Here is a 19,790-nt window from a genome sequence, read left to right as displayed (position 1 = left end):
CCTGAAAAGAGGATTCCATAATGGAAAGAATCACGAGTGGAATAGAAGGCCTTGACCCTCTTCTGGGGGGCGGCTACCCTAAAGGAAAAGGCATTCTTCTCACAGGCCCAACAGGCTCCGGAAAGACGATTTTCGGAATCCATTTCCTGCACAGTAACTGTGCCGCCGGAAAAAAAGGGCTACTTGTCCTCACCCGGTCCCGGCTGGACGACGTGCTCCAGCAGGCAAGTTGCCTGGGGCTTGACCTTGCCCCTTATATAAACTCCGGCCAGCTGCTTGTTGATAATGTTTTTGAGAGCAGGCTTAAGGAAACCCAGAACGCTTCGCGCCTTGGAAAAGGGCTTGAACTGGTCGAAAAGGACCGGATAGGTACCGTGAAAACGCTCTCAAGGGATGTGGAAGTCGTGGTCTATGACAGCCTGGCAGCCCTTTCAAAATCCTGGAACTGTGTGGGAGAAGAGCCCCTTAAGAAGTTCGACCCCCTGTAAAATGTCCTTGCAGACTACGGTTGTACGTCGCTTTTCCTTATGGATGACCGGGCTCACAAAAATATGCAGGGTTTTGCCGACTACCTGGTTTTCGGAAAGATCGAACTGTACCACAGGGAGGTCCTGCAAAAAGAAAAACTTGCCCGTTTCCTCAGGGTATCGAAAATGAGAGGGATGGAACTTTCCCTTGAAAGTGTAGGCTTTTCGATCACTTCGGCAGGAGTACGAATCGAAAAGTAATTTAAAGTTTTTATATTATGGATATATATAAAGATATATCGATGAAGATTTCTCTTCATGAAAAAACAGATTCTAACAGTGATACTTCAGGCCCTGCCTCAGGCCCTGCTACTTTTGTCAAAGGGTTGCTTGAAAAAGCTCAAAATCTTTTGAAAAAGCCTCTCCGGTCTATGCCGGAGTATGACCCTGAGATAGATGGCTCTCTTGTCAGCTTTGAGGTCCCGGAAGGTTTTGAGGAAATTGAGAGGTACTGGGTTGATGAACCCTTTGCCTTTGTCGTAGTCCTGAAAGACCGAAGGATGAGCTATTACCGGATGATAGAACCTTCTCTGACAAAATATGAGAAAGAGCTGCTTGACCGGATATATGAGGATCTCCAGGATATACTGATTCTTAATAACACGAATTCCAAATTGGAAAAAGAAATTTTTCTTGTTGACCGCTCTCTTTTTCTTTTTGAACGCTACAGGGCGGAAATTTCAGTTTCTTCGATCCACAGAATTATTTATTACCTGAAAAGGAACCTTCTTGGGTATGAAAAAGTAAACCCTCTGCTCCATGACCCTTATCTGGAAGATATCTCCTGTGACGGGGTCGAAATCCCTATTTTTGTTTATCACAGCACATACCGTACCATAACGAGCAATATCTCTTTTGAAGAAGAGGAACTGGACTCGCTTGTTGTCAAGATGTGCCAGTTAAACAACAAACACATCTCGGTAAGCCAGCCCATAGTCGATGCTACCATGACGGACGGGTCCAGGCTTCAAGCCATCCTCGGCAGGGAAATTACCCCCAGGGGCAGTTCCTTTACCATACGAAAATTCAGGAAAGACCCGATTACCGCAATCGATCTCATAAACTTCAACACCTGTGATCTGGAAATGCTTGCGTATTTCTGGATTGTCATTGAAGGGGGCTCCAACCTCCTTTTTGCCGGAGGGACAGCTTCCGGCAAGACCTCCATACTTAACGCGACCTCCCTTTTCATGCCTTCCCTGGCAAAAATCATTTCCATCGAAGACACGCGGGAACTGATGCTCCACCACAGCAACTGGATTTCCGGTATTGCCAGAAAGGGTTTTTCCGCCGATGAAACGGGTGAAGTCTCAATGTATGACCTCCTGAAAGCGGCCCTCAGACAGCGCCCTGATTATATTATAGTGGGAGAGGTCCGGGGTGAAGAAGCCCTGACTCTTTTCCAGGCAATGTCAACAGGCCACGCCACCAGCTCCACCATGCATGCGGGAGATGTCCAGACCGTCATTAACAGGCTTACGCATGACCCGATAAACGTGCCGCAGGTGATGCTCCAGTCTCTGAACGTGCTTTCCATCCAGGAACAGGTCTACATTGCTGATAAAAGGGTAAGGAGGACCAGGACTATCGTGGAAGTCATGAACGTGGACCCCGAAACCGGAGACCTGGGAATTAATGAACTCTTTAGCTGGGACCCCCAGGAAGACCGTTTTGTCCAGGTCGGCGACTCCTACATTTTAAAAGAGATCATGTACGTAAGGAATTGGGACTCATGGAAGCTCCAGCAGGAACTCAATAACCGAAAAAAGATACTGGCCTACCTGGCCGAGAAAAACATGAGGAACTATGTGGAAGTTTCCCTGACGGTACAGGTCTACCAGGACAGCCCTGACCTCGTACTTGAAAAAATCGAAGACGATACCCTGCAAGATATGATCTCGACAATGACCTGACGGACTATTATGAGCTTTCTTGACAGTTTTGCATACCGGGCCTTTGGGGAGGCCTTCCACAGAAGGGGAGCCAGCTTTGCTTCCTTCAGGATAAAACTCCAGCAGGCCCACTATCCCATAACTATTTCCCAATATCTTGCCTCCACCCTCCTCTACGCCCTCCTCGGGGGCCTTTTTGTAGCTGTGCCGGGGGGGCTTCTGGGCTGGAGGGCCTTTTCCAATCCCGCGAACCCTCTCAGTCTGTTAATTGAGTCCTTCCGGCCCGGGGTAACTGTAGAGTATCTTGAAATATTTGCAGGTCTCAGCGGGTTCTTATCGTTTCTTACTGTTTTTGCGGTCATTATTACCTCTGCATACCTCCTGCCTTTTTTCCAGGCAGACGTCCGTAAATCCGGTATCGACAGATCCCTTCTCCCTGCAATTACCTATATGTATGCCCTTACAAGGGGGGGAATGCCCCTTTTTGCCGTTTTTCGGTCCCTGAGCCATCATACCCTTATCCTGGGGGATTCGGCCGAGGAAATCAAATGTATTGTCAGGGATATGGATTATCTGGGAAAAGATATCTTAAGCGCAATTGAAGCTGCAAAAGCCCGGACCCCCTCGGAAAACTTCAAGGAATTCCTGGATGGCCTGATCTTTGTTTCAAGCAGCGGAAACGTCAAAGAATACCTTAATAACAAGACCACCCAGTACCAGGATCTTGCAGAACACGCAAACAAGGACTTCCTTCAGAGACTTGACGTCCTGGCCGAAGTCTATGTTACGGCGCTCGTAGCGGGGCCTCTTTTTATAATGACCACGCTTATCGTGCTTCAATTTCTCAGGCCCTCTTCAAACCAGTTACTCTACATGCTGATCTATGCAATCGTCCCGCTGGCGACCCTGCTCTACCTCGTGCTGCTGGATACGATGGGAGATCTTTCCTTAAACCCCGATAAGGACTCCATTCCTTCCTCTCATCTGAATCTCAGGGACATTCCCGAGAAGGTTTCAGAAGTGGATGATGATGAACTTATAAAAAAGATACATTCTTACATAAAAATAAACAGGTTCAAGAAAGTCCTTTTAAATCCCTTCGCTTTTATGATAACTGAACCGAAGTACAGCTTCCTGTTGAGTGTACCCCTGGGAATCCTGTATCTTGTCAATGTCCCGTATCTTTCCTATAAGTCATTTTTCCAAAGCTATTCTTTTTCCCTGAGATTCCCCCCGCACTTTGCAAATATAAGTGCATTGAATATAGAATTCATCACCTGGATTGATGACCATCTGATAATCTTCGCACTTATTGTCCTGACCCCATTCATTATTTTTTATGAATTTAGTGACCGGAAAAAAAGGCTGTTTGATGACCTGATGCCTGATTTTTTGAAAAACCTTGCCAGCATGAACGCTTCCGGCATTCACCTCTCAAACGCTCTGGTGTTGATGGCTGACTCCAGGTTGGGAGTACTAAGCGAAGAAATGAAAAAAGTAAGGGAGGACATCTCCTGGGGCACCTCCATTTCGATGGCACTCCTCAGACTTGAATCACGTATAGGGACCGCAACCGCAAGTAGGATCCTACATACCCTGATCAGGGCAAACGAGTCCACAAGTGACCTGAAAAGTGTGCTTTACATTACCTCGGAGCAGTTCAATAGCAATGAAAAAATGAAAAAAGAACGGGCTTCACAGATGGTAATTTACATATTCACCATCTACGTTTCCTTTGCCGTATTCCTCTTCATTGTCTATGTGCTCAGTGTTTATTTCTTCCCGGAAACAGTTGCTTTTAAAGAGTCTTCCGGAGGTGTTGCGAACACGGTTTTTGATGTCAATGAGTACACGATGTTAATGTATCATTCTTCAGTCATCCAGGGCATTTGTTCGGGGATGGTTGCAGGGAAAATGGGGCACGGGTCAATGTATCTTGGTCTCAAGTACAGTGCCAGTATGGCGATTATCGCATATATTGTGTTCAATGTATTCGTATGACTGTATTCGTATAGTACGTAAAAGTACCCAATAGATATAATTAGTATCCATAATAAATTATATTGTATCCACTATAAAAGCAAAAGAAGTGCTCAATTTGCTAAAGGTATCAAGAAATACATTAAGCATCAGAAATATTTGACGAAATAATTTCAATGCTCCATTGCTATTCCATGAAGCATTAAAGTAAAAGAAAAGAAGAAAGATTAGAAATCGAGGTCGAGCCAAATTGATAATTAAACGTGTTGAGCAAATCCAGTTTCATTCCAGGGAAATAGGGGATTTGTGCCATAAATCCAAAAACCTGTATAACTTCTCTGATTATATTATCAGACAGGAGTTCTTCAATAACGGAAAATGGATCAGGTACAATAGACTTTATGGGCTTGTGAAGTCCTCTGAGCCTTACAAAGAGCTTCCTGCTAAATCTGCTCAACAGACTCTAAAAGTACTTGACCGTAACTGGAAATCTTTTTTCGAAGCTTTAAAATCTTACAAAAAGAATCCTGAACTTTTCACAGGCAAACCAAAGCCTCCAAAGTACCTGGAAAAAAACGGGGAATACCTGTTAATTTTTACAAATCAGCAGGTCAGTATCAAAGACGGGGTGCTCAAGTTTCCCAAAGTAGTTCCGTTATCCATTCAGACAAGACTTCCTGATGATACTAATTTGAGAGAAGTCAGGATCATTCCAAAACACGCAGGATACACCTGTGAAATTGTTTTTGAAAAAGAAATCGAAGATCCCATACCTCTTACTTCCGGTCGAGTCCTGGGAATTGATCTTGGAGTTGTCAACCTTGCAACTATTGCAAACAATTTTGGAGAAAATCCTATTATTGTTAAGGGCGGGGTTGCCAAGTCAGTAAACCAGTTTTACAACAAGCAGAAAGCAAAGCTCCAGAGCACTTATGAGAAACATGGGATAAAGACCGGAAAGGGTGTAGAAGTACTTACCCATAAACGAAACTCACGGATTAAAGACGTACTCCACAAACTGAGCAGGGCAATAATCAACTATGCTCTGGAAATGAACGTGGAGAATATCATTATCGGAAGCAATCCTTTCTGGAAACAGAAAACCAACATGGGCAAGAAAAATAATCCGAATTTTGCTCAGATCCCCCACAGTACCCTTATTTCAATGGTCGAGTACAAGGCTGGAGAGGTTGGAATTTCGGTTGAACGGATCGAAGAATCCTATACAAGCAAATGCTCTTTCCTTGATAATGAACCAATGGAGCACCGGGACAAATATATTGGAAAACGGGTAAAAAGAGGACTTTTCCGGAGTGCTACCGGAGTTCTCCTTAATGCTGATGTAAATGCAGCATACAACATGATTAGAAAAGCAGTCCCTAATGCCTTTGCAGAGGGGATAGAGGGTGTTGTGCTTCACCCTGTTAGTGTTAATCCACTATACAAAGAACAGTTTATATCACAAATTCATAATAGTTGGTGATACTAATTAGGACTTTTCATAGCATGATCGGATGATTGAAGCTGTCTGCTTTGCGTGGTTTCAGAAAAAAATTAACAATGGAATGCAATGCCGTTTCAGAGGTACTGGATCTGGTGCTCATGGTTGCCATAACAGTCAACTACCCCACGCTAAAGCAGTGAAACTTCCTGCTTCATACCCCGGAGCAACCTCCACGAGGCCACACGCTCGTCCCGCCGTCCCGGCGGTGTATCTTAGCTAACGAAAACGTCAGATTTCGCCTGGTGGGGACTCCCCCTACCCGAATTCAATTATTTTTTGCTGCGCTTCGAGCCGTTCAGTTTTTTCTTCACCTTGGTCGAAGTCCTTTTTGTCTTTGTCGAGATTGTGTCGGCCACGATGTGAATTTCAATTGATAGCACTATACCTGTAAACAGCGCGACGAGCAATTCCTGCGGGACTTCTTTTGCACTCAGGTCCAGGGCTACGACCACGGGGGCTACAAATACGACCCCTACAGTGAGTATTATGATAAGAGGGCCAAATATGGGGTTATGCAGCATCCCCCTGTGCCCGAAGATTTTCTGGTAGGGCCACCAGATATACCGGAAAGGGCCCCAGCGTTTGAAGGGGTCGCTTTTGATGTCCAGGTCGGGGCTCAGGTAGTAGGTTCCAAAGAGGAATGAAAATGAAAATATAGCTATGGAGGCGGTGCTCAGGTATTCGGAGGGAAGGGTTGTACTGAAGAGAGGAGAGTGCAGTCCTATCAAGGTAAGGAATAAGACTGCTATGTTTATTTTGTTATGCGTCTTTCCGTTTGGCATTTATGGGGGCTCCGTTTTGTTCTTGGAGGAAATTTTTGTTTTTATTGTATAACTTTTTTAAATTTGTGCATTGTTGAATTCTCAGTATTTTATAAGAATACAGCAGGAAAGCACCCGGCATAGCAGATTTTACAAAAAAAACAGAAAATGAAAAATGAAACAAAAAAAGAATTAAGCCTCGTGCGAGATTTGAACTCGCGACCTAGTGATTACAAATCACTCGCTCTACCGGGCTGAGCCAACGAGGCACGATTACAGCTAACAGATTTATCTAAATACAATACTTACAGATAAACCTTATGGCAGGATTCTTAAAATGTGCTTTTTTTCTGCAGATTTTATGAAACTTTTTCGACTTTTTTCCTTTGCTCCTGCCTGAGAAGGGCCCCTGGTTCCCGAACACAAACCTTATGCGGTACTTCCGCTATATCTGAATTAAAATGTGGCAGGAAATTGCGAAATACGGCCGAAAACTGGTAGAGCACGGGCTTGTGGAGTCCAGTTTCGGAAACATCAGCGTCCGGGCCGGGGACAAAATGGTCATTACCCGGAGTGGAAGTGCGCTGGACGAGATAAGTGAGGACAGCGTGGTCGAGGTCGAAATCGAAGAGACTTCTTCCCTGGACCTGATAGCCTCTTCGGAAAGCGTGGTCCACCGGGAAATTTACAGGAGGACGCCCGCCCTTGCGATCATTCACGCCCACTGCCCTTATTCGGTGGTGGAGTCCCTCAGGGCAAAAAAGGCGGAGAAGACCTCGATCCTGCCCGTGGATAGCGAGGGGCAGTATTTTCTGGGAGAAATCCCTGTGCTTATGGGGGGAATAGGAAGCCGGGAACTTGCGGAAAACACGGCTCAGGCTCTCTCGGAACACAGGGGAGCCGTGGTCTACAGCCACGGGACCTTTGCCGTCGGAAAGGCCCTGAGTGAGGCCTACGTCGTGACCACACAACTGGAACACTCCTGCCGGGTAAAATACCTCTATGAGCTTGCAGAGTTCGGGGGTCCTTCCCTTCGTTGAATTAATAAAGAATAATCTGATATATTATGGAATATCTTTAAAAATGGCTGTAAATATATATACAGACTAAATTAAAAAAGGCAAAAAGCAGAACATATAAGTTAAAAAATATCAATAGCACGTTGCAACTAAATCTGGTCAACTACCTCTCCCTAAAATCTTAGCCTTCAGGCTAAGATTTTAGAGTAAGGGGCTTGTTTCGGCAAGTCCCTGGTTGACCAGATCGCCAGTAAGGAGCTTTGTAATACTGGCAGCCGATACGAAAGAATATTATAGTTACCCTGGAATGCCGCCTCAGTTTCAGGCTCTAAGGATGCTGGTTAAACAGTCCTGAGAGGTAGGGACAGTGCTTGCATCATACAAACCTTTCAGTATCAGATCGAGAGGAAGTCGGATTTGGTGAGTTGACTCCATAGCCCCCAATACGCATAACTCCAAAAAATGGAGGTGAACTCTATGTTAGTTTACATTAAAAACCAGAACGGAAAACCACTAATGCCCTGTAAACCTTCGAAAGCCAGAAAACTGTTGAGGGAAGGTAAGGCAAAGGTTTTGAGAACTACACCCTTTACAATTAAAATGCTTTTCGGAAGTAGTGGGTACACTCAGCCCGTGATAGCAGGCATGGACTCAGGCTCGAAAGTTGTTGGCTGTGCGGCTATTGCTAACGGAAAAGTACTCTATCAATCAGAAGTTCAGTTAAGGCAGGATGTTTCTAAAAAGATGGATCAACGGAGGATGTACCGGAGGAACAGGAGAGCCCGAAAAACAAGGTACAGGCCTGCAAGGTTCAATAACAGAGCAGCTTCGAGGAAAGAAGGAAGGCTTGCGCCTTCAATCAGGAGTAAGCTGGAGTCCCATATCAGAGAAAAAAACTTTGTGGAATCCATCTTACCGGTTACAAAGTGGAAGGTCGAAACGGCTTCCTTTGACATTCACAAAATAACGAATCCGGAAGTTTCAGGTATTGAGTATCAGGAAGGTCCACTGAAGGATGCCTACAACGCCAGGGCTTTCGTACTGGACCGGGACGGGTACACATGCCAGCACTGCAAAGGTAAATCAAAGGATAAGCATTTGCAGTGTCACCACATTATTTTCAGGACAAATGGAGGCCCTGACACTCCAGAGAACCTTATTACTTTATGCCGAACCTGCCACCAGGCCCTCCATGCAGGAGAGTTTGAGCTAAAGAAAAGAAGATCGAAGACCAAACATGCAACCCACATGGGTATTATCAAAAGCCAGCTTAAAAAGTCAGATTGGGAGTTTGAGGAAAATTTTGGTTTTGAGACCAAGTTTAAGAGAGAACAGTTTTTAAAACTTCCAAAAACCCACTATAATGATGCTGTTGCTATCTGCTGCGAGGATGGGCAAACGGTAAAGCTGGATAATACGGTTTACCACAAAAAACACATCCCTGCAGGCGATTACCAGCAAACAAGGGGTAAGCGATCAGAGAAAAAAATCCCTACTGGGAAAGTGTTTGGCCTTAGGAAGTTCGATCTTGTAATAACAGAAAAAGGGACCGGTTTTATCAGGGGCAAAAGATCAACTGGATATTTCACGTTGTGTGATATTTTCGGTAACATGATAACTACAAGTGTCAATATTAAGAAAAACTGCATCAGATTAAGAGCAAGCAGTACAACTTTAATTCAGGCTGTGAATGTTTGAACGCATTCCTCCCCCACCTGCCAGTTCCGCCAAAGCCGGAACTGTCGAGGATGGGGACCCCCCTGCTGCCTGAGCTGAAACTTATCGGATCCTATTACAGCCGCAATTTCCAGAATTTCCAGGCTGTGTATAACTCCTTTGTTTCAACCTGTAAAAACCAACCCAAAATTCAAGAACCCTTTCGAGACCCATGACATTTGATGCCCTGAGACCTGTTGCCTCAAAAGTAATTGAACCGATAGCTGAGAGCTTTGTTCGCAATAATATTTCCCCTAACACCGTGTCCTTAGTTTCACTTTTATGCGCCTTCCTTGCAGGGCTTTGCTTTTTTTATTCCGGACCCTGGCCAGAATTCGCCCTGCTTGCCGGTATATTCGTTGTCTTGAACTCAGTTCTGGACGCTCTGGACGGGGAAGTTGCGAGAAAGTCCAGAAGGACAAGCCTTCGAGGAGATTTCCTGGACCATATCGTTGACCGTTACGCTGACGTCTTTATCATCTGTGGCATCTTTTTTGCAGGCTACGTGCCCTGGCAAATAGGGGTCATCGCAATTGTGGGGGTGCTCCTGACAAGCTACCTCGGGACTCAGGCCCAGGCTCTGAACCTCGGCAGGTACTACGGCGGCATAATGGGGCGGGCCGACAGGCTGGTAGTCCTCATGCTTTCAGCCTTCGCAAACTTTGCCTATCCCGCATCAATCGCCGGGTTCTCCATCCTGGGCTGGGCCATCATCCTGATTGCGGTTACCAGCCACATAACCGCCTTCCAGCGCATCTTCTATATCTGGGACCGGCTTGGCTGAACCACCCGAATTCCGCTTCGGGATCACAGGAAATCAATGATTTCCTGGGAGTTGCGATGAAATCGCAACAGCACGGGGTCCTTTTCACTCGCTGCGCGAGCTCAAGAGGACTAAAAAACCGAGTTCTGCTTCGGGACCCGAAAAATCGTTGATTTTTCTTTTAGTTGCGATGCAATCACAACAACACGGAGACCCCCGTTTCGCTCGCTGCGCGAGCTCAAGAGGACTGAAAACCTTTCTCCTCTTTTTTTCTTCTTTTTTCCATTTCCCGCAGCCGATAAACTTAATGTAAGACAAAACCTAATACTGGATTATGCCGCCCCAAAACGAGAAGTATGAGTACCTGGAACACACTGCGGACGCAAAGTTTCGGGCCTTTGGCAGGAGCCTTGAGGAAACCTTCGAAAACGCGGCTCTTGCCATGTTCAACGTTATTATTGACACCGGGAAGGTCTCTGGGGAAATTGCAAAGGAGGTCCATGTTAGCTCCCCTGACCTTGAATACCTGCTCGTGGACTGGCTTTCCGAACTGCTCTTTCTCTTTGAAGTGGACGAGATAATATTCTGGAAATTCCAGGTGCTGGAAATAAAGGAAAAAGGAGAAGATGGAGAGTATTCTTTATCGGGCCTGGCTTTTGGAGAACCCTCCAATCCGGAAGTCCACCCATTTGAAACTGAAATCAAAGCTGTAACCTACAATCAGCTAATGCTTGAAAAAAAGGACGATGGGTGGGTCGCTCAGGTCGTTGTGGATCTATAAACAGGACAACAAGAGACCAGGAAATATCCTGGTTCAAAAACTTGTGAGGGGTGGAAAAGAGATCTCCTTATTTAAAGGGGATTTGAAGTGGGTTTCATTTTATGTTATTTTATCTTAGATTATTATATTTTAGATTGTTTTATTTTAGATTATTTTATTTTATATATTCCCCTCATATACTGCATATATTATAACAAATACAAATCCGAGTTTTCTCATTTACATCAGATATTGTGGAATACAGGTGCGGTGAATAATAATCATGGCAGAAGTAATTGAAACTGAAACGGATACTGAAAAAGAAACCGATCCGGAAAGTCTGCTGACGAGTGTGCGGGACAGGGTCCGGAAACTTTCCGAAAACAGCTGGGAAATCCCTGTAGGGCACACCCCCGATATGAAGGTCCCAGGGCGCCTTTTCCTGTCTGAAAAGTTGCTTGAGGGGATTGATCCGGATACCCTTGACCAGATCGCAAACGTGGCAACCCTTCCCGGGATACAGAAATATTCCATGGCAATGCCGGACGCCCATCTGGGCTATGGGTTTGCCATCGGCGGGGTTGCGGCTTTTGACCGGGAGGAAGGAATTATCAGCCCCGGAGGGGTCGGTTTTGATATCAATTGCGGGGTCAGGCTGATCAAGACAAATCTTCGGAAAGAAGACGTTATGCCCCATATAGAGGCGCTTACTGAGGGGCTTTTTAAAAATATCCCCTCGGGGGTGGGTTCAAAGAGCCGTATCCGGGCCTCGGATGCGGAACTTGATGACGCTTTCCTGCACGGGTCCAGATGGGCCGTGGAAGCGGGGTACGGGGTGGAGGCCGATCTGGAACACTGTGAGGGGAACGGTTTTCTGGAAGGGGCAATCCTGTCCGAGGTAAGCGATAAAGCCCGGAAACGGGGAAAACCCCAGTTAGGGACTCTGGGAAGCGGGAACCATTTCCTGGAAATCCAGTGCGTGGAGGAGATATATGAGCCTGAGGTGGCTTCGGTCTTCGGGCTTGAGGAGGGCCAGGTAACGATAATGGTCCACTGTGGCTCCCGTGGGGCCGGGCATCAGATCTGTACGGACCATCTCAAGATCCTCGGGCAGGCCGTGAAGAAGTACGGGATTCAAATTCCGGACAAACAGCTCGCCTGTGCCCCGGCCCAGTCAAATGAGGCCCAGAGTTATTTCGGAGCAATGCTCTGTGCTGCAAACTACGCCTGGGCAAACCGCCAGGTCATTACCCACTGGACAAGGGAGGTTTTCGAAAATGTCTTCGGAATGGATTCGGATGAACTGGGTATGGACCTCCTCTACGACGTGGCCCACAATGTGGCAAAACTTGAAAAACACACAATTGACGGCAAAAAAAAGGAAGTCTACGTCCACCGGAAAGGAGCGACCAGGGCGTTTCCTCCGGGGCATCCTGAGGTCCCCCAGGCTTTCAGAGACGTGGGGCAGCCTGTCCTTATTCCGGGCAGCATGGGTACCTCTTCCTACATCCTCTGCGGGACAGAGGCAGCGATGGATGTTTCCTTCGGGAGTGCCTGCCACGGAGCCGGCAGGGTCATGAGCAGGTCTCATGCCAAAAAGGAGTTCCGGGGTGAGAACGTAAAGGAAAGACTTGAGGCACAGGGTATCACTGTCAGGGCAACACGCCCGTCTGTTATTGCCGAGGAAGCCCCCGAGGTGTACAAGTCCAGCAGTGAAGTGGTCAATGTAGTGCATGAACTGGGGATTGCCAGGAAGATTGCAAGAGTGAGACCATTGGGAGTTGCAAAAGGTTAAACGAATTAAGAAATGTTATAAAATGAAAAAAAGGCCTATAAGCTGAGGAAGGGGTTTCCGGAGGGCCTCTTCCGTTATTTTCTTCACTCTCCCTCCGAAATTTTAAATTTTTTTCCTCAATTAATGGTGTTTATGGCATCTCCCTTTTCGTCATTTTTATGAAATTCTGAATCTTGAAGTTCCGAAAGGTCATAATAATCCGAACTCACTTCGGGTCCTTCTTTGTTGAACCTGAAAACGATCATGCTTGCGTAGGAAGAAACTGTGAATTTTGCGCCGTTTTCTATGAATATATGTGAGAAATAGTCCACAAGGTTTGAGATTACCTTTTCGTTCTTGAAGTCATGGATGATTGTGGCAGATTCTTTGCCGGGTTCCAGAGAAAGTTCTATGTTCTTTACGAGCTGGGTCACCAGGTACATCCTTTTTACTACAATAAGCAGATCTGCAAGTTCCATCTCACTTATGGACCGCTTGCTCAGACGTTCTACTATTTTTGCGGGGTTAGGGGCCACTCCAGTGGCAAAAGTCTCAAACTGGCTCCTGTGCAGGGTCACCAGGTTGTACCGTTCCACGTTATATGTGTACATGAGCTGAATCCAGAAATCGGGGTTATCGTCGATTTCCCTGCATACGATATCCAGATATCCGAAATGCTTGCGAATTCCGGGCATGAGTTCCTGAGGTGAAACGGAGAGGTTTTTCTTGAAAGAAACCTGTGTTGAATTTGCTCTTCTGAAAACGTGTTCAACATCAAGCCGTTTCCATTTTGCAAGAAAAAGGGCCACAAGCTGAGTGAAGAATTCTCTACTATTGGGGGTGGCGTTTGAGAACAAAATCTGGGCGGATTCCGGGTTGTGAATATCTTCACAGCTGAGGGAAACTCTTACACCCCAGTGGTTTTGTTCAGATGTTCTGTTAAGCTGTCCCTCAAATTCCTTCATGTCATGAACTTCGAAGGGATTGATGAGTTCGTTTACCAGTTCTTCGTCTGCAATCCTGCCCCGGATATGTCTGAAAAGCCAGTCAAGGATGGTTTTGCTTATAAGGCTATATTCTTCATTCGGGATGAAATCATTCTCTTCCTGACTGACTGCGGATTTTTTTAAAAATTTAATCGCCTCATCCACACTGTCATGGTATTCTAATGCAGTATCTGTGAGGGCGATGGTATCCCGGATTGCCGCACTCAGGTTTCCATCATTGATATCCAAAAGAGGTTGTAATTTTTTTAAATATTTGTCATCGAGAGATATATTTTTCCGGATCAGCATGTTAGCACCCACCGCACAACGTGCGGACGATCATCTTTCAAAAATCATTTCTAATTATATATTTCACAAATTAAAATTATTAAAACTATTAAATCTATCTTTAACTGTTTTCAATAAAGTACTATTAAGTATTAAATTTTTCTGTTTAGTACTATGTTTTGAGAAGTCTGCTCAAATGGTTTTATCGTACAATCGCGAACATAGGGCAAAAAGAGCAGGTAGATACTGAAATTGAAAATAGAATACGTAAGGCAGATACTGAAATTGAAGAATCAAATACGTAAACACCGTTTAGAAAAAGAAGAAGTACTGCCAGCTAAATAAAAACAAAAAGGAAAGCAAAGGGATTTCTCCGCTTGCTTTTAGGATGTTTTGCATCCGGTTTTAATTTCGTGTTGTACTTATGTGAGTCTGGTAACCGGGTGGTTATCGATGTCCTGGATCTCGATGTCGAGTTCCTTTGCGGTCTCTCCGAGCATGATGTCGACCATTGCGACAGCCGGGAAGACCTTCCCTACGTTCTCGATAGGTCCGTAGAGCAGGAAGTCAGAACCTGCGATCTGGGCCACCAGGTTTGTCCCGATGTCGGTAGGCATGTAGATGGACTTCGGGTCAGGCTGGGTTTTCTTGAACTTTCTTAGCCAGTCCCAGGCCGAGGCCATGTTGTGGAATCCACCGCCCACAGGCAGGCCGAGCTTGGCCTTGATTGTGGGGATTGAGCGGATGGTTGCACCTGAACCTGCTCCGAGAGGCATTGCTGCCACGTCGATCAGGGGGACGGTAATGCCACTCTGCTTGGCGATTTCGAGCATACCAACACTCTGTCCGGAACCTCCGATTTCAAGGAGGTCGAGTTTTCCTTTGACGGAGGGGTCGGTTGCGTTGAAAGCCAGCACGATTGAAGCTGTGACGCCACTATCTGTGAGGGCATCGATTTCGTCCTGCTCGATACTTGCGTTGATCGAGTTGTGGATTGCCCTGTCAGCCACTCCGATTTCGGTACAGTACTGGGCTGCGGCGGCTCTGACTTCTCCTGCCGAAGAGTCGATCAGGAATGGAGTCTTGTTGTCGATTTCAAGGAACCAGTCGATGTACTTCTTGATGGATTCAGGGGTTTCTCCCACGATCTGATTTACATAGGGGTTTCCTGTAGCGTCGCTCAGTTCCACCTGGGTGTTCCAGAGGGTTTCTGCGGCGGCTCTGTCGAAAAGTCCCTTGTCCTCATCGGTCACAATCTTGTGCCGGGCATAGAACATGGTACTTACCAGAACTGTTGGGTTTTCCCCCGGCTGGCCGCCGAACTTGACTCCACCGACCTCAAAGATTTCCTGCTTTTTGTCAAATTTAAACATTTTGATCCCTCACTTCAGAATATTGAAGTTATGTAGCTGTAAATTACGAAGAGCAGTAATCCAATTACTGCCCCGTAAAGGATTCCAATGTCTCTTCCTATTTTCTTTCCAATTCTCTGTGCAACTTCACTGCTGACAAACTCAGTCTTCTCATCGATTCTGTTGAGTTTATTCAAGACCTCAGTATAGTCAGTCTGATCTACGATCACATTGGGAGCTCTTCCGTCACTCATAGTGTCACCTCAGAAAGTCCCCAGCATATAAGGAAGCAAGATTACCATCACCAGTGCGAAGATGAAACCTGCAGCAACTCCGGTAAATCCTGTTGACATGACCCCGGAATCCAGTTTCTGGTTCCTTGCAATCAGCTGGGCTCTGTAGCGAATGCTTTCCACATCAGCGTCAATCTGTCCCATCATAGGGTTGAGCGACATGGGAACTCCCTGGCCGTATTCCTTTTCTTCTGCCATTTCTGATCACCTCAATAGGAACAAACCGAGCAGGGCTATAGTCACGGTCATACCGATCATTGCCCCTTCGATCTTGCCGGCGTGGACACCCGAGTGGAACTTGTTTAAGTTCCCGATCTCGATCATCCGGGCTTCCATACCTTTTATCCGGCTGCGGATCACTGCGATCTCACCGGAAATAGGCCTTGCTACACCGACGTCTTCGTCTCCTTCTCCTTCCTCGCTGATCTCCAGGACCAGTGGGTCGGCATCGAAGGCACCCGGATCCTTTGATACAAGTTCCCTTACCTTAGCGGTAATGACACCCATATCTTCGGTGTTAAGCATGTCAACGGTCTCGATCTGTGCCTGAAGGCGGGCAACTATTTCCTCGTTCAGGTTTTCCACATATGGGATAGCCCCGATTGCGCCTACGATCCTGTTTTCCTTTACCCCGTTTGCGTGCAGGCTGAGCATTGCCTGACCGGTAATATGTCCTTTCACTTCTGCCCCGGTAACCAGGAGGTACCTGATGTTCGGGTTGGATATAATGTGGGCAACTACCTTTTCAACCCCGAGGTTTTCGGTCTTACAGGAGCCTGTAACTGCAGCGCCTGCGTCAAGGACCGGCTTTCCGGGAAGGTGGGATCCGCAGGTGATAACTGCAACGCAGCCCTTTACGTCTCCTACTTCATATTCACCTTTCAGGATAGGCCATCCTGGGGCGGGTTCTCTTTTGTCTACCATTTCAGATCACCCCTGCCATTAAACTCCTGATGTACATTATCAGAGCCAGCAGCCCGGAAAAAGCAAGTCCTATGATGAGTCCATAGAAGGAGTTGCCGTAAATCCCGGCTGTGTGGGCTGTGTTCTCACGCCCTGGCCAGGTGTTCAAAAGGGGCAAATCGGGTGAGAGAGAGTTCACAAGGTCATCTGCAATCTCGTCCAGTTTATCCAACCTCTCAAAGACCGGCTCCATAGAGTAGGCGATTACGTCTTCGCGTTCCTCTGCCACCAGCGCGGTGTCCGGGTCCATAACCAGATGGACTTCGGGGGCTATACGAATTATACTCATTGCAGTTCCTCCTCAGTGGGCAGCAGTCCGCTTCCAACAACTTTGTGTGCGTCTCTTACTACGAATGCGAAGTACTTGCTGAAGGATAGATACCAGATAATGACACCTATAAGGAATGTCACGAAAGCTGCCAGCAGTCCTTCGTTGATTGCGGATGCAAGCCCTGCAATTGCCAAAGCGAGGGCACCCTTTTCAACGGCCACTATGAGAGTCCTGTCCTGCTTTTCGTCAGGTCCCAGGTTTGCGTTGAAGGGGTGCAGGATTCCCATACCACCGAAGATAAAAATCATGGCGATGAATCCGGGAGCAACCACATATTCGATAACAGATCCGTATTCAAAAGTTCCGGCAATCACGACGCTGAATCCGATAATTACCAGACTGCCTGCACCTGCGATTTCCACCATGGCTTTTTCCATGATGGGGATTCCCATGCCAATCACCTTGTTTGCAAGCAAACCGATGATTGCGCCTATGACGCCTGCAGCGACAAAGGCTACTATAGGACCTGCGATCCCACCTACGGAAAGTCCGAAAAGGGAGGTCACAATTCCCATACCAAGAGCGATCATACCGATGGACGGAACCCCGGTACCAAGCCCATAACTTGCCACACGGCGGACTGCGTCAGCCCCCCAGACAATGGCACAGATAGCGCCTATTCCACCAAAGGCGGAAAACACGGGGTTTATAGGTGAAAGAAATGTACCCAGGTAAATGCCTATAAGTCCGCCGGCGATGCCGATTCCCATAATTGATTCAGGAGAATAACTTTTTTTAGCTTCTCCTGCTCCACCTGCAGACATTTTAGATACCTCCGAGCTGTGAAATTGCGATCACTGCAACAAGGGCACAGAAAATCGTTGCTACGAAGGAAGAAATTACCGCCTTTGGCCACTTCTTCCACTTCGGGTCATGGAACCCTTCGATTGTACCGCCGATGTTGTAAGAAGGAATAACGGCGTTTACGAAGAAGATACCTACCGCGAATATGGCTACGACTCCTACAAGGTTCGGGCCCACTGTTGTTACGGCAAGACCTACTTTCATGAGAGCGTAGTAGATGAGGGATCCGCCGAAGCCACCAAGTCCACCACCGATTACTCCACTTACGAAGCAGACGGTTGGAAGCCCGTGGCCTTCAGTACCCTGGGATACGTAGAGGTCCTGGCGGTCATGGGTCAGGGGGTCAATCTTAACCTTTGCGGAAGCAGGCACACAGCCCACACCGTAAACGTAGACCCAGGTCCCGACCATCATGGTCACAGAGATCATGATCATTGCGCCAATCGTCCCCGAGGCTAAAATCAGAGGAAGATTGTCTATCACATCCATCATGTACCCGGCACTGATAAGCCCGGTAAGTCCGGCTCCGGCCGCGAGTTGCACGGTACCGGTTCCGATACCTGTTGCCTGGGCCATAGCTGCGGGAGCTCCCCCCACAGGCACAAAGTGAACGCTCCAGGAAATCAGAACGCCACCTAAAACGATTAAGGCCATCCAGAGGATGTTTGCTGTAATAGCGTCAAGAATCATGCTGCGACCTCCTCTTCCACCTTATCTTCCTTGTATGGTCCGAAGGCTTTGCGGGCAGCGACTTCGATCATCCTGTTCCATATAATTAAGATCGAAACAATGATAGCACCTGCAACAACAGAAATCCAGCCAAGGCCTCTTGCAGGGTCAAAAACAGTGGTTATCCAGCTTCCCAGGAAGACAGTCATTCCGAAGGCGATTCCAGTTACGGGTCCGCCGAACTTTGCACAGAACCAGGAGTTATCATACCCGTTTCTGAGTCCGGATTCACCTTTACGGACAATGTTTCCTGAGTTTGAAGCGTTCAGACCTGAACCGAATTCAAACTGCTGGAATTCACGCTCTGCCCCATAGTGGACATCACCTGTAGACGAGCCGATGGCACCCACCGTGATACCCCAGATAAATGCAAGTAGGGGTAAGGGGAAGGGGTGTCCGAGGACAGCGTTTAACAGGTACGAGATGACCAGGATACAGAACGTTGTTATGAACGCATATCCAATAATAACCGGGGTGTGGGTCAAGATGATATCCATGTAGACCGGCTGTTTGAAACGCTTCTGACTGGCGGTTCTTCCCAGTACAGATGTAACGGCAAAGGTTCCATGGATACATGCAGCAATGAGAGCTCCGATCACCAGGGCGAAAAGCGGAGACAGACTGAAGACATCCATGAATACTACGGCAACGGTTCCACCTATTGCACACATAAGTGCATTTGATGGTGGTTCACCAGAGACCGCTTTGTTATAGATTCGATGCGGAAACATCATCTGAGGAGCTAGCTGGACCTGCGAGTTCGGGTTACTCTGAGACCCGACATCGGATTCGAGGTCTTCTGAGGCACCTGCAATGGTTGCAGCTACGCCCATAAGTGCCAGCACCCCCATGCCTATGAGTGGTTCCATTCCTTTTCCTCCTTTATTTTATTAATATGTTAATAAACTGGATCAAAAACACGCCGTATATTTTTCAAAAGTTATTGCCATATCATTGCAAATAAAAATGATGATGACTAGCGCTATTTTTTGGATTAGAGAAAATCCTTCATAAACCTTTCGAAATTTTAGCGTATTTAAAATATTATTCGATGTTTATATTATATACAAACATTTTTATATGAACAGATGCCGTTCATTTGAGAAAAAATGTAAAATATATATAAAAAACCAAATTACACGCTTTTCAATATCATATAAAGATTACGATATGTTATTGACTTTTATTTCACCTTTTATTACAACTATTTTTTTATATATATCCTTCTGAAGCTTATTTTTCTCATCATTTTTTAATAAAATTCACTTAATATTAATTAATACACACTTAATTATCTTTTTATCTTTAAATCTCTTTCTATCATTTCGTCTGGCAGTAATAGTATAAA

At 46.5% G+C, this 19,790-nt stretch carries 18 protein-coding genes, 1 tRNA gene and 1 pseudogene; 9 read left to right on the top strand and 11 right to left on the bottom strand.

Annotation, left to right across the window (positions count from 1 at the left end; all coding sequences use genetic code 11):
- Positions 1-20 precede the first annotated feature (20 nt).
- From ACZ5QV_RS06005 to ACZ5QV_RS05990, 4 genes and pseudogenes are all read left to right on the top strand, one after another.
- Positions 21-728, top strand: a pseudogene (locus tag ACZ5QV_RS06005) (RAD55 family ATPase).
- Between the two features lie 17 nt (positions 729-745).
- Positions 746-2,440 (top strand): type II/IV secretion system ATPase subunit, encoded by a 1,695-nt coding sequence (locus ACZ5QV_RS06000; RefSeq protein ID WP_464601670.1) that lies wholly within the window; start codon positions 746-748, stop codon positions 2,438-2,440.
- A 9-nt stretch (positions 2,441-2,449) separates the two neighbouring features.
- Positions 2,450-4,420 (top strand): type II secretion system F family protein, encoded by a 1,971-nt coding sequence (locus ACZ5QV_RS05995; RefSeq protein ID WP_464601669.1) that lies wholly within the window; start codon positions 2,450-2,452, stop codon positions 4,418-4,420.
- A 229-nt stretch (positions 4,421-4,649) separates the two neighbouring features.
- On the top strand, positions 4,650-5,882 hold the full coding sequence (locus tag ACZ5QV_RS05990) for an RNA-guided endonuclease InsQ/TnpB family protein (protein WP_464601668.1): 1,233 nt from the start codon (positions 4,650-4,652) through the stop codon (positions 5,880-5,882).
- 290 nt (positions 5,883-6,172) lie between these two features.
- On the opposite strand, the gene ACZ5QV_RS05985 is transcribed toward ACZ5QV_RS05990, so the two are convergent.
- Positions 6,173-6,685: a metal-binding protein gene (locus ACZ5QV_RS05985; RefSeq protein ID WP_464601667.1), complete on the bottom strand. Its 513-nt coding sequence runs from the start codon at positions 6,683-6,685 to the stop codon at positions 6,173-6,175.
- 174 nt (positions 6,686-6,859) lie between these two features.
- Positions 6,860-6,933: transfer RNA gene (locus ACZ5QV_RS05980), tRNA-Thr, on the bottom strand.
- Positions 6,934-7,125: 192 nt separating this feature from the next.
- Here ACZ5QV_RS05980 and ACZ5QV_RS05975 point away from each other — a divergent pair.
- The 5 genes from ACZ5QV_RS05975 to ACZ5QV_RS05955 all read left to right on the top strand — a co-directional run bounded on the left by ACZ5QV_RS05975 (position 7,126) and on the right by ACZ5QV_RS05955 (position 12,717).
- Positions 7,126-7,704, top strand: a complete 579-nt coding sequence (locus ACZ5QV_RS05975) for an aldolase (protein ID WP_464601666.1) — start codon at positions 7,126-7,128, stop codon at positions 7,702-7,704.
- A gap of 456 nt (positions 7,705-8,160) precedes the next feature.
- Positions 8,161-9,381: an RNA-guided endonuclease IscB gene (iscB, locus tag ACZ5QV_RS05970; RefSeq protein WP_464601665.1), complete on the top strand. Its 1,221-nt coding sequence runs from the start codon at positions 8,161-8,163 to the stop codon at positions 9,379-9,381.
- A 190-nt stretch (positions 9,382-9,571) separates the two neighbouring features.
- Entirely contained in the window at positions 9,572-10,183 is a 612-nt protein-coding gene (gene pgsA, locus ACZ5QV_RS05965; protein WP_464601664.1) for an archaetidylinositol phosphate synthase, read from the top strand.
- A gap of 313 nt (positions 10,184-10,496) precedes the next feature.
- Entirely contained in the window at positions 10,497-10,943 is a 447-nt protein-coding gene (locus tag ACZ5QV_RS05960; RefSeq protein ID WP_464601663.1) for an archease, read from the top strand.
- 262 nt (positions 10,944-11,205) lie between these two features.
- The gene (locus ACZ5QV_RS05955) at positions 11,206-12,717 is read left to right on the top strand and encodes an RtcB family protein (protein WP_464601662.1); all 1,512 of its coding nucleotides are present in this window, start codon (positions 11,206-11,208) and stop codon (positions 12,715-12,717) included.
- Between the two features lie 116 nt (positions 12,718-12,833).
- Here the strand turns inward: ACZ5QV_RS05955 and ACZ5QV_RS05950 are convergent, their stop codons facing one another.
- From ACZ5QV_RS05950 to mtrE, 9 genes are all read right to left on the bottom strand, one after another.
- The gene (locus ACZ5QV_RS05950) at positions 12,834-14,003 is read right to left on the bottom strand and encodes a hypothetical protein (RefSeq protein WP_464601661.1); all 1,170 of its coding nucleotides are present in this window, start codon (positions 14,001-14,003) and stop codon (positions 12,834-12,836) included.
- Between the two features lie 389 nt (positions 14,004-14,392).
- On the bottom strand, positions 14,393-15,343 hold the full coding sequence (gene mtrH, locus ACZ5QV_RS05945; RefSeq protein WP_464601660.1) for a tetrahydromethanopterin S-methyltransferase subunit H: 951 nt from the start codon (positions 15,341-15,343) through the stop codon (positions 14,393-14,395).
- A gap of 14 nt (positions 15,344-15,357) precedes the next feature.
- Positions 15,358-15,576: a tetrahydromethanopterin S-methyltransferase subunit MtrG gene (gene mtrG / locus ACZ5QV_RS05940; protein ID WP_464601659.1), complete on the bottom strand. Its 219-nt coding sequence runs from the start codon at positions 15,574-15,576 to the stop codon at positions 15,358-15,360.
- A 9-nt stretch (positions 15,577-15,585) separates the two neighbouring features.
- On the bottom strand, positions 15,586-15,813 hold the full coding sequence (locus ACZ5QV_RS05935; protein WP_464601658.1) for a tetrahydromethanopterin S-methyltransferase subunit F: 228 nt from the start codon (positions 15,811-15,813) through the stop codon (positions 15,586-15,588).
- Positions 15,814-15,819: 6 nt separating this feature from the next.
- A complete protein-coding gene (mtrA, locus tag ACZ5QV_RS05930) occupies positions 15,820-16,539 on the bottom strand; it encodes a tetrahydromethanopterin S-methyltransferase subunit A (RefSeq protein WP_464601657.1) in 720 nt (239 codons plus the stop codon).
- 1 nt (position 16,540) lies between these two features.
- Positions 16,541-16,867 carry a tetrahydromethanopterin S-methyltransferase subunit B gene (locus tag ACZ5QV_RS05925; protein WP_464601656.1) on the bottom strand — a complete coding sequence of 109 codons (327 nt, stop codon included), beginning with the start codon at positions 16,865-16,867 and terminating at the stop codon, positions 16,541-16,543.
- The gene (gene mtrC / locus ACZ5QV_RS05920; protein ID WP_464601655.1) at positions 16,864-17,673 is read right to left on the bottom strand and encodes a tetrahydromethanopterin S-methyltransferase subunit MtrC; all 810 of its coding nucleotides are present in this window, start codon (positions 17,671-17,673) and stop codon (positions 16,864-16,866) included. Before mtrC ends, ACZ5QV_RS05925 begins: the two co-directional genes overlap by 4 nt.
- Position 17,674: 1 nt before the next feature.
- Entirely contained in the window at positions 17,675-18,400 is a 726-nt protein-coding gene (mtrD, locus tag ACZ5QV_RS05915; protein ID WP_464602042.1) for a tetrahydromethanopterin S-methyltransferase subunit D, read from the bottom strand.
- Positions 18,400-19,311 (bottom strand): tetrahydromethanopterin S-methyltransferase subunit E, encoded by a 912-nt coding sequence (gene mtrE / locus ACZ5QV_RS05910; protein WP_464601654.1) that lies wholly within the window; start codon positions 19,309-19,311, stop codon positions 18,400-18,402. Before mtrE ends, mtrD begins: the two co-directional genes overlap by 1 nt.
- Positions 19,312-19,790 lie beyond the last annotated feature (479 nt).

This window comes from Methanosarcina baltica (genome assembly GCF_055394095.1).
This window is presented reverse-complemented; position numbering and strand designations above follow the sequence as displayed.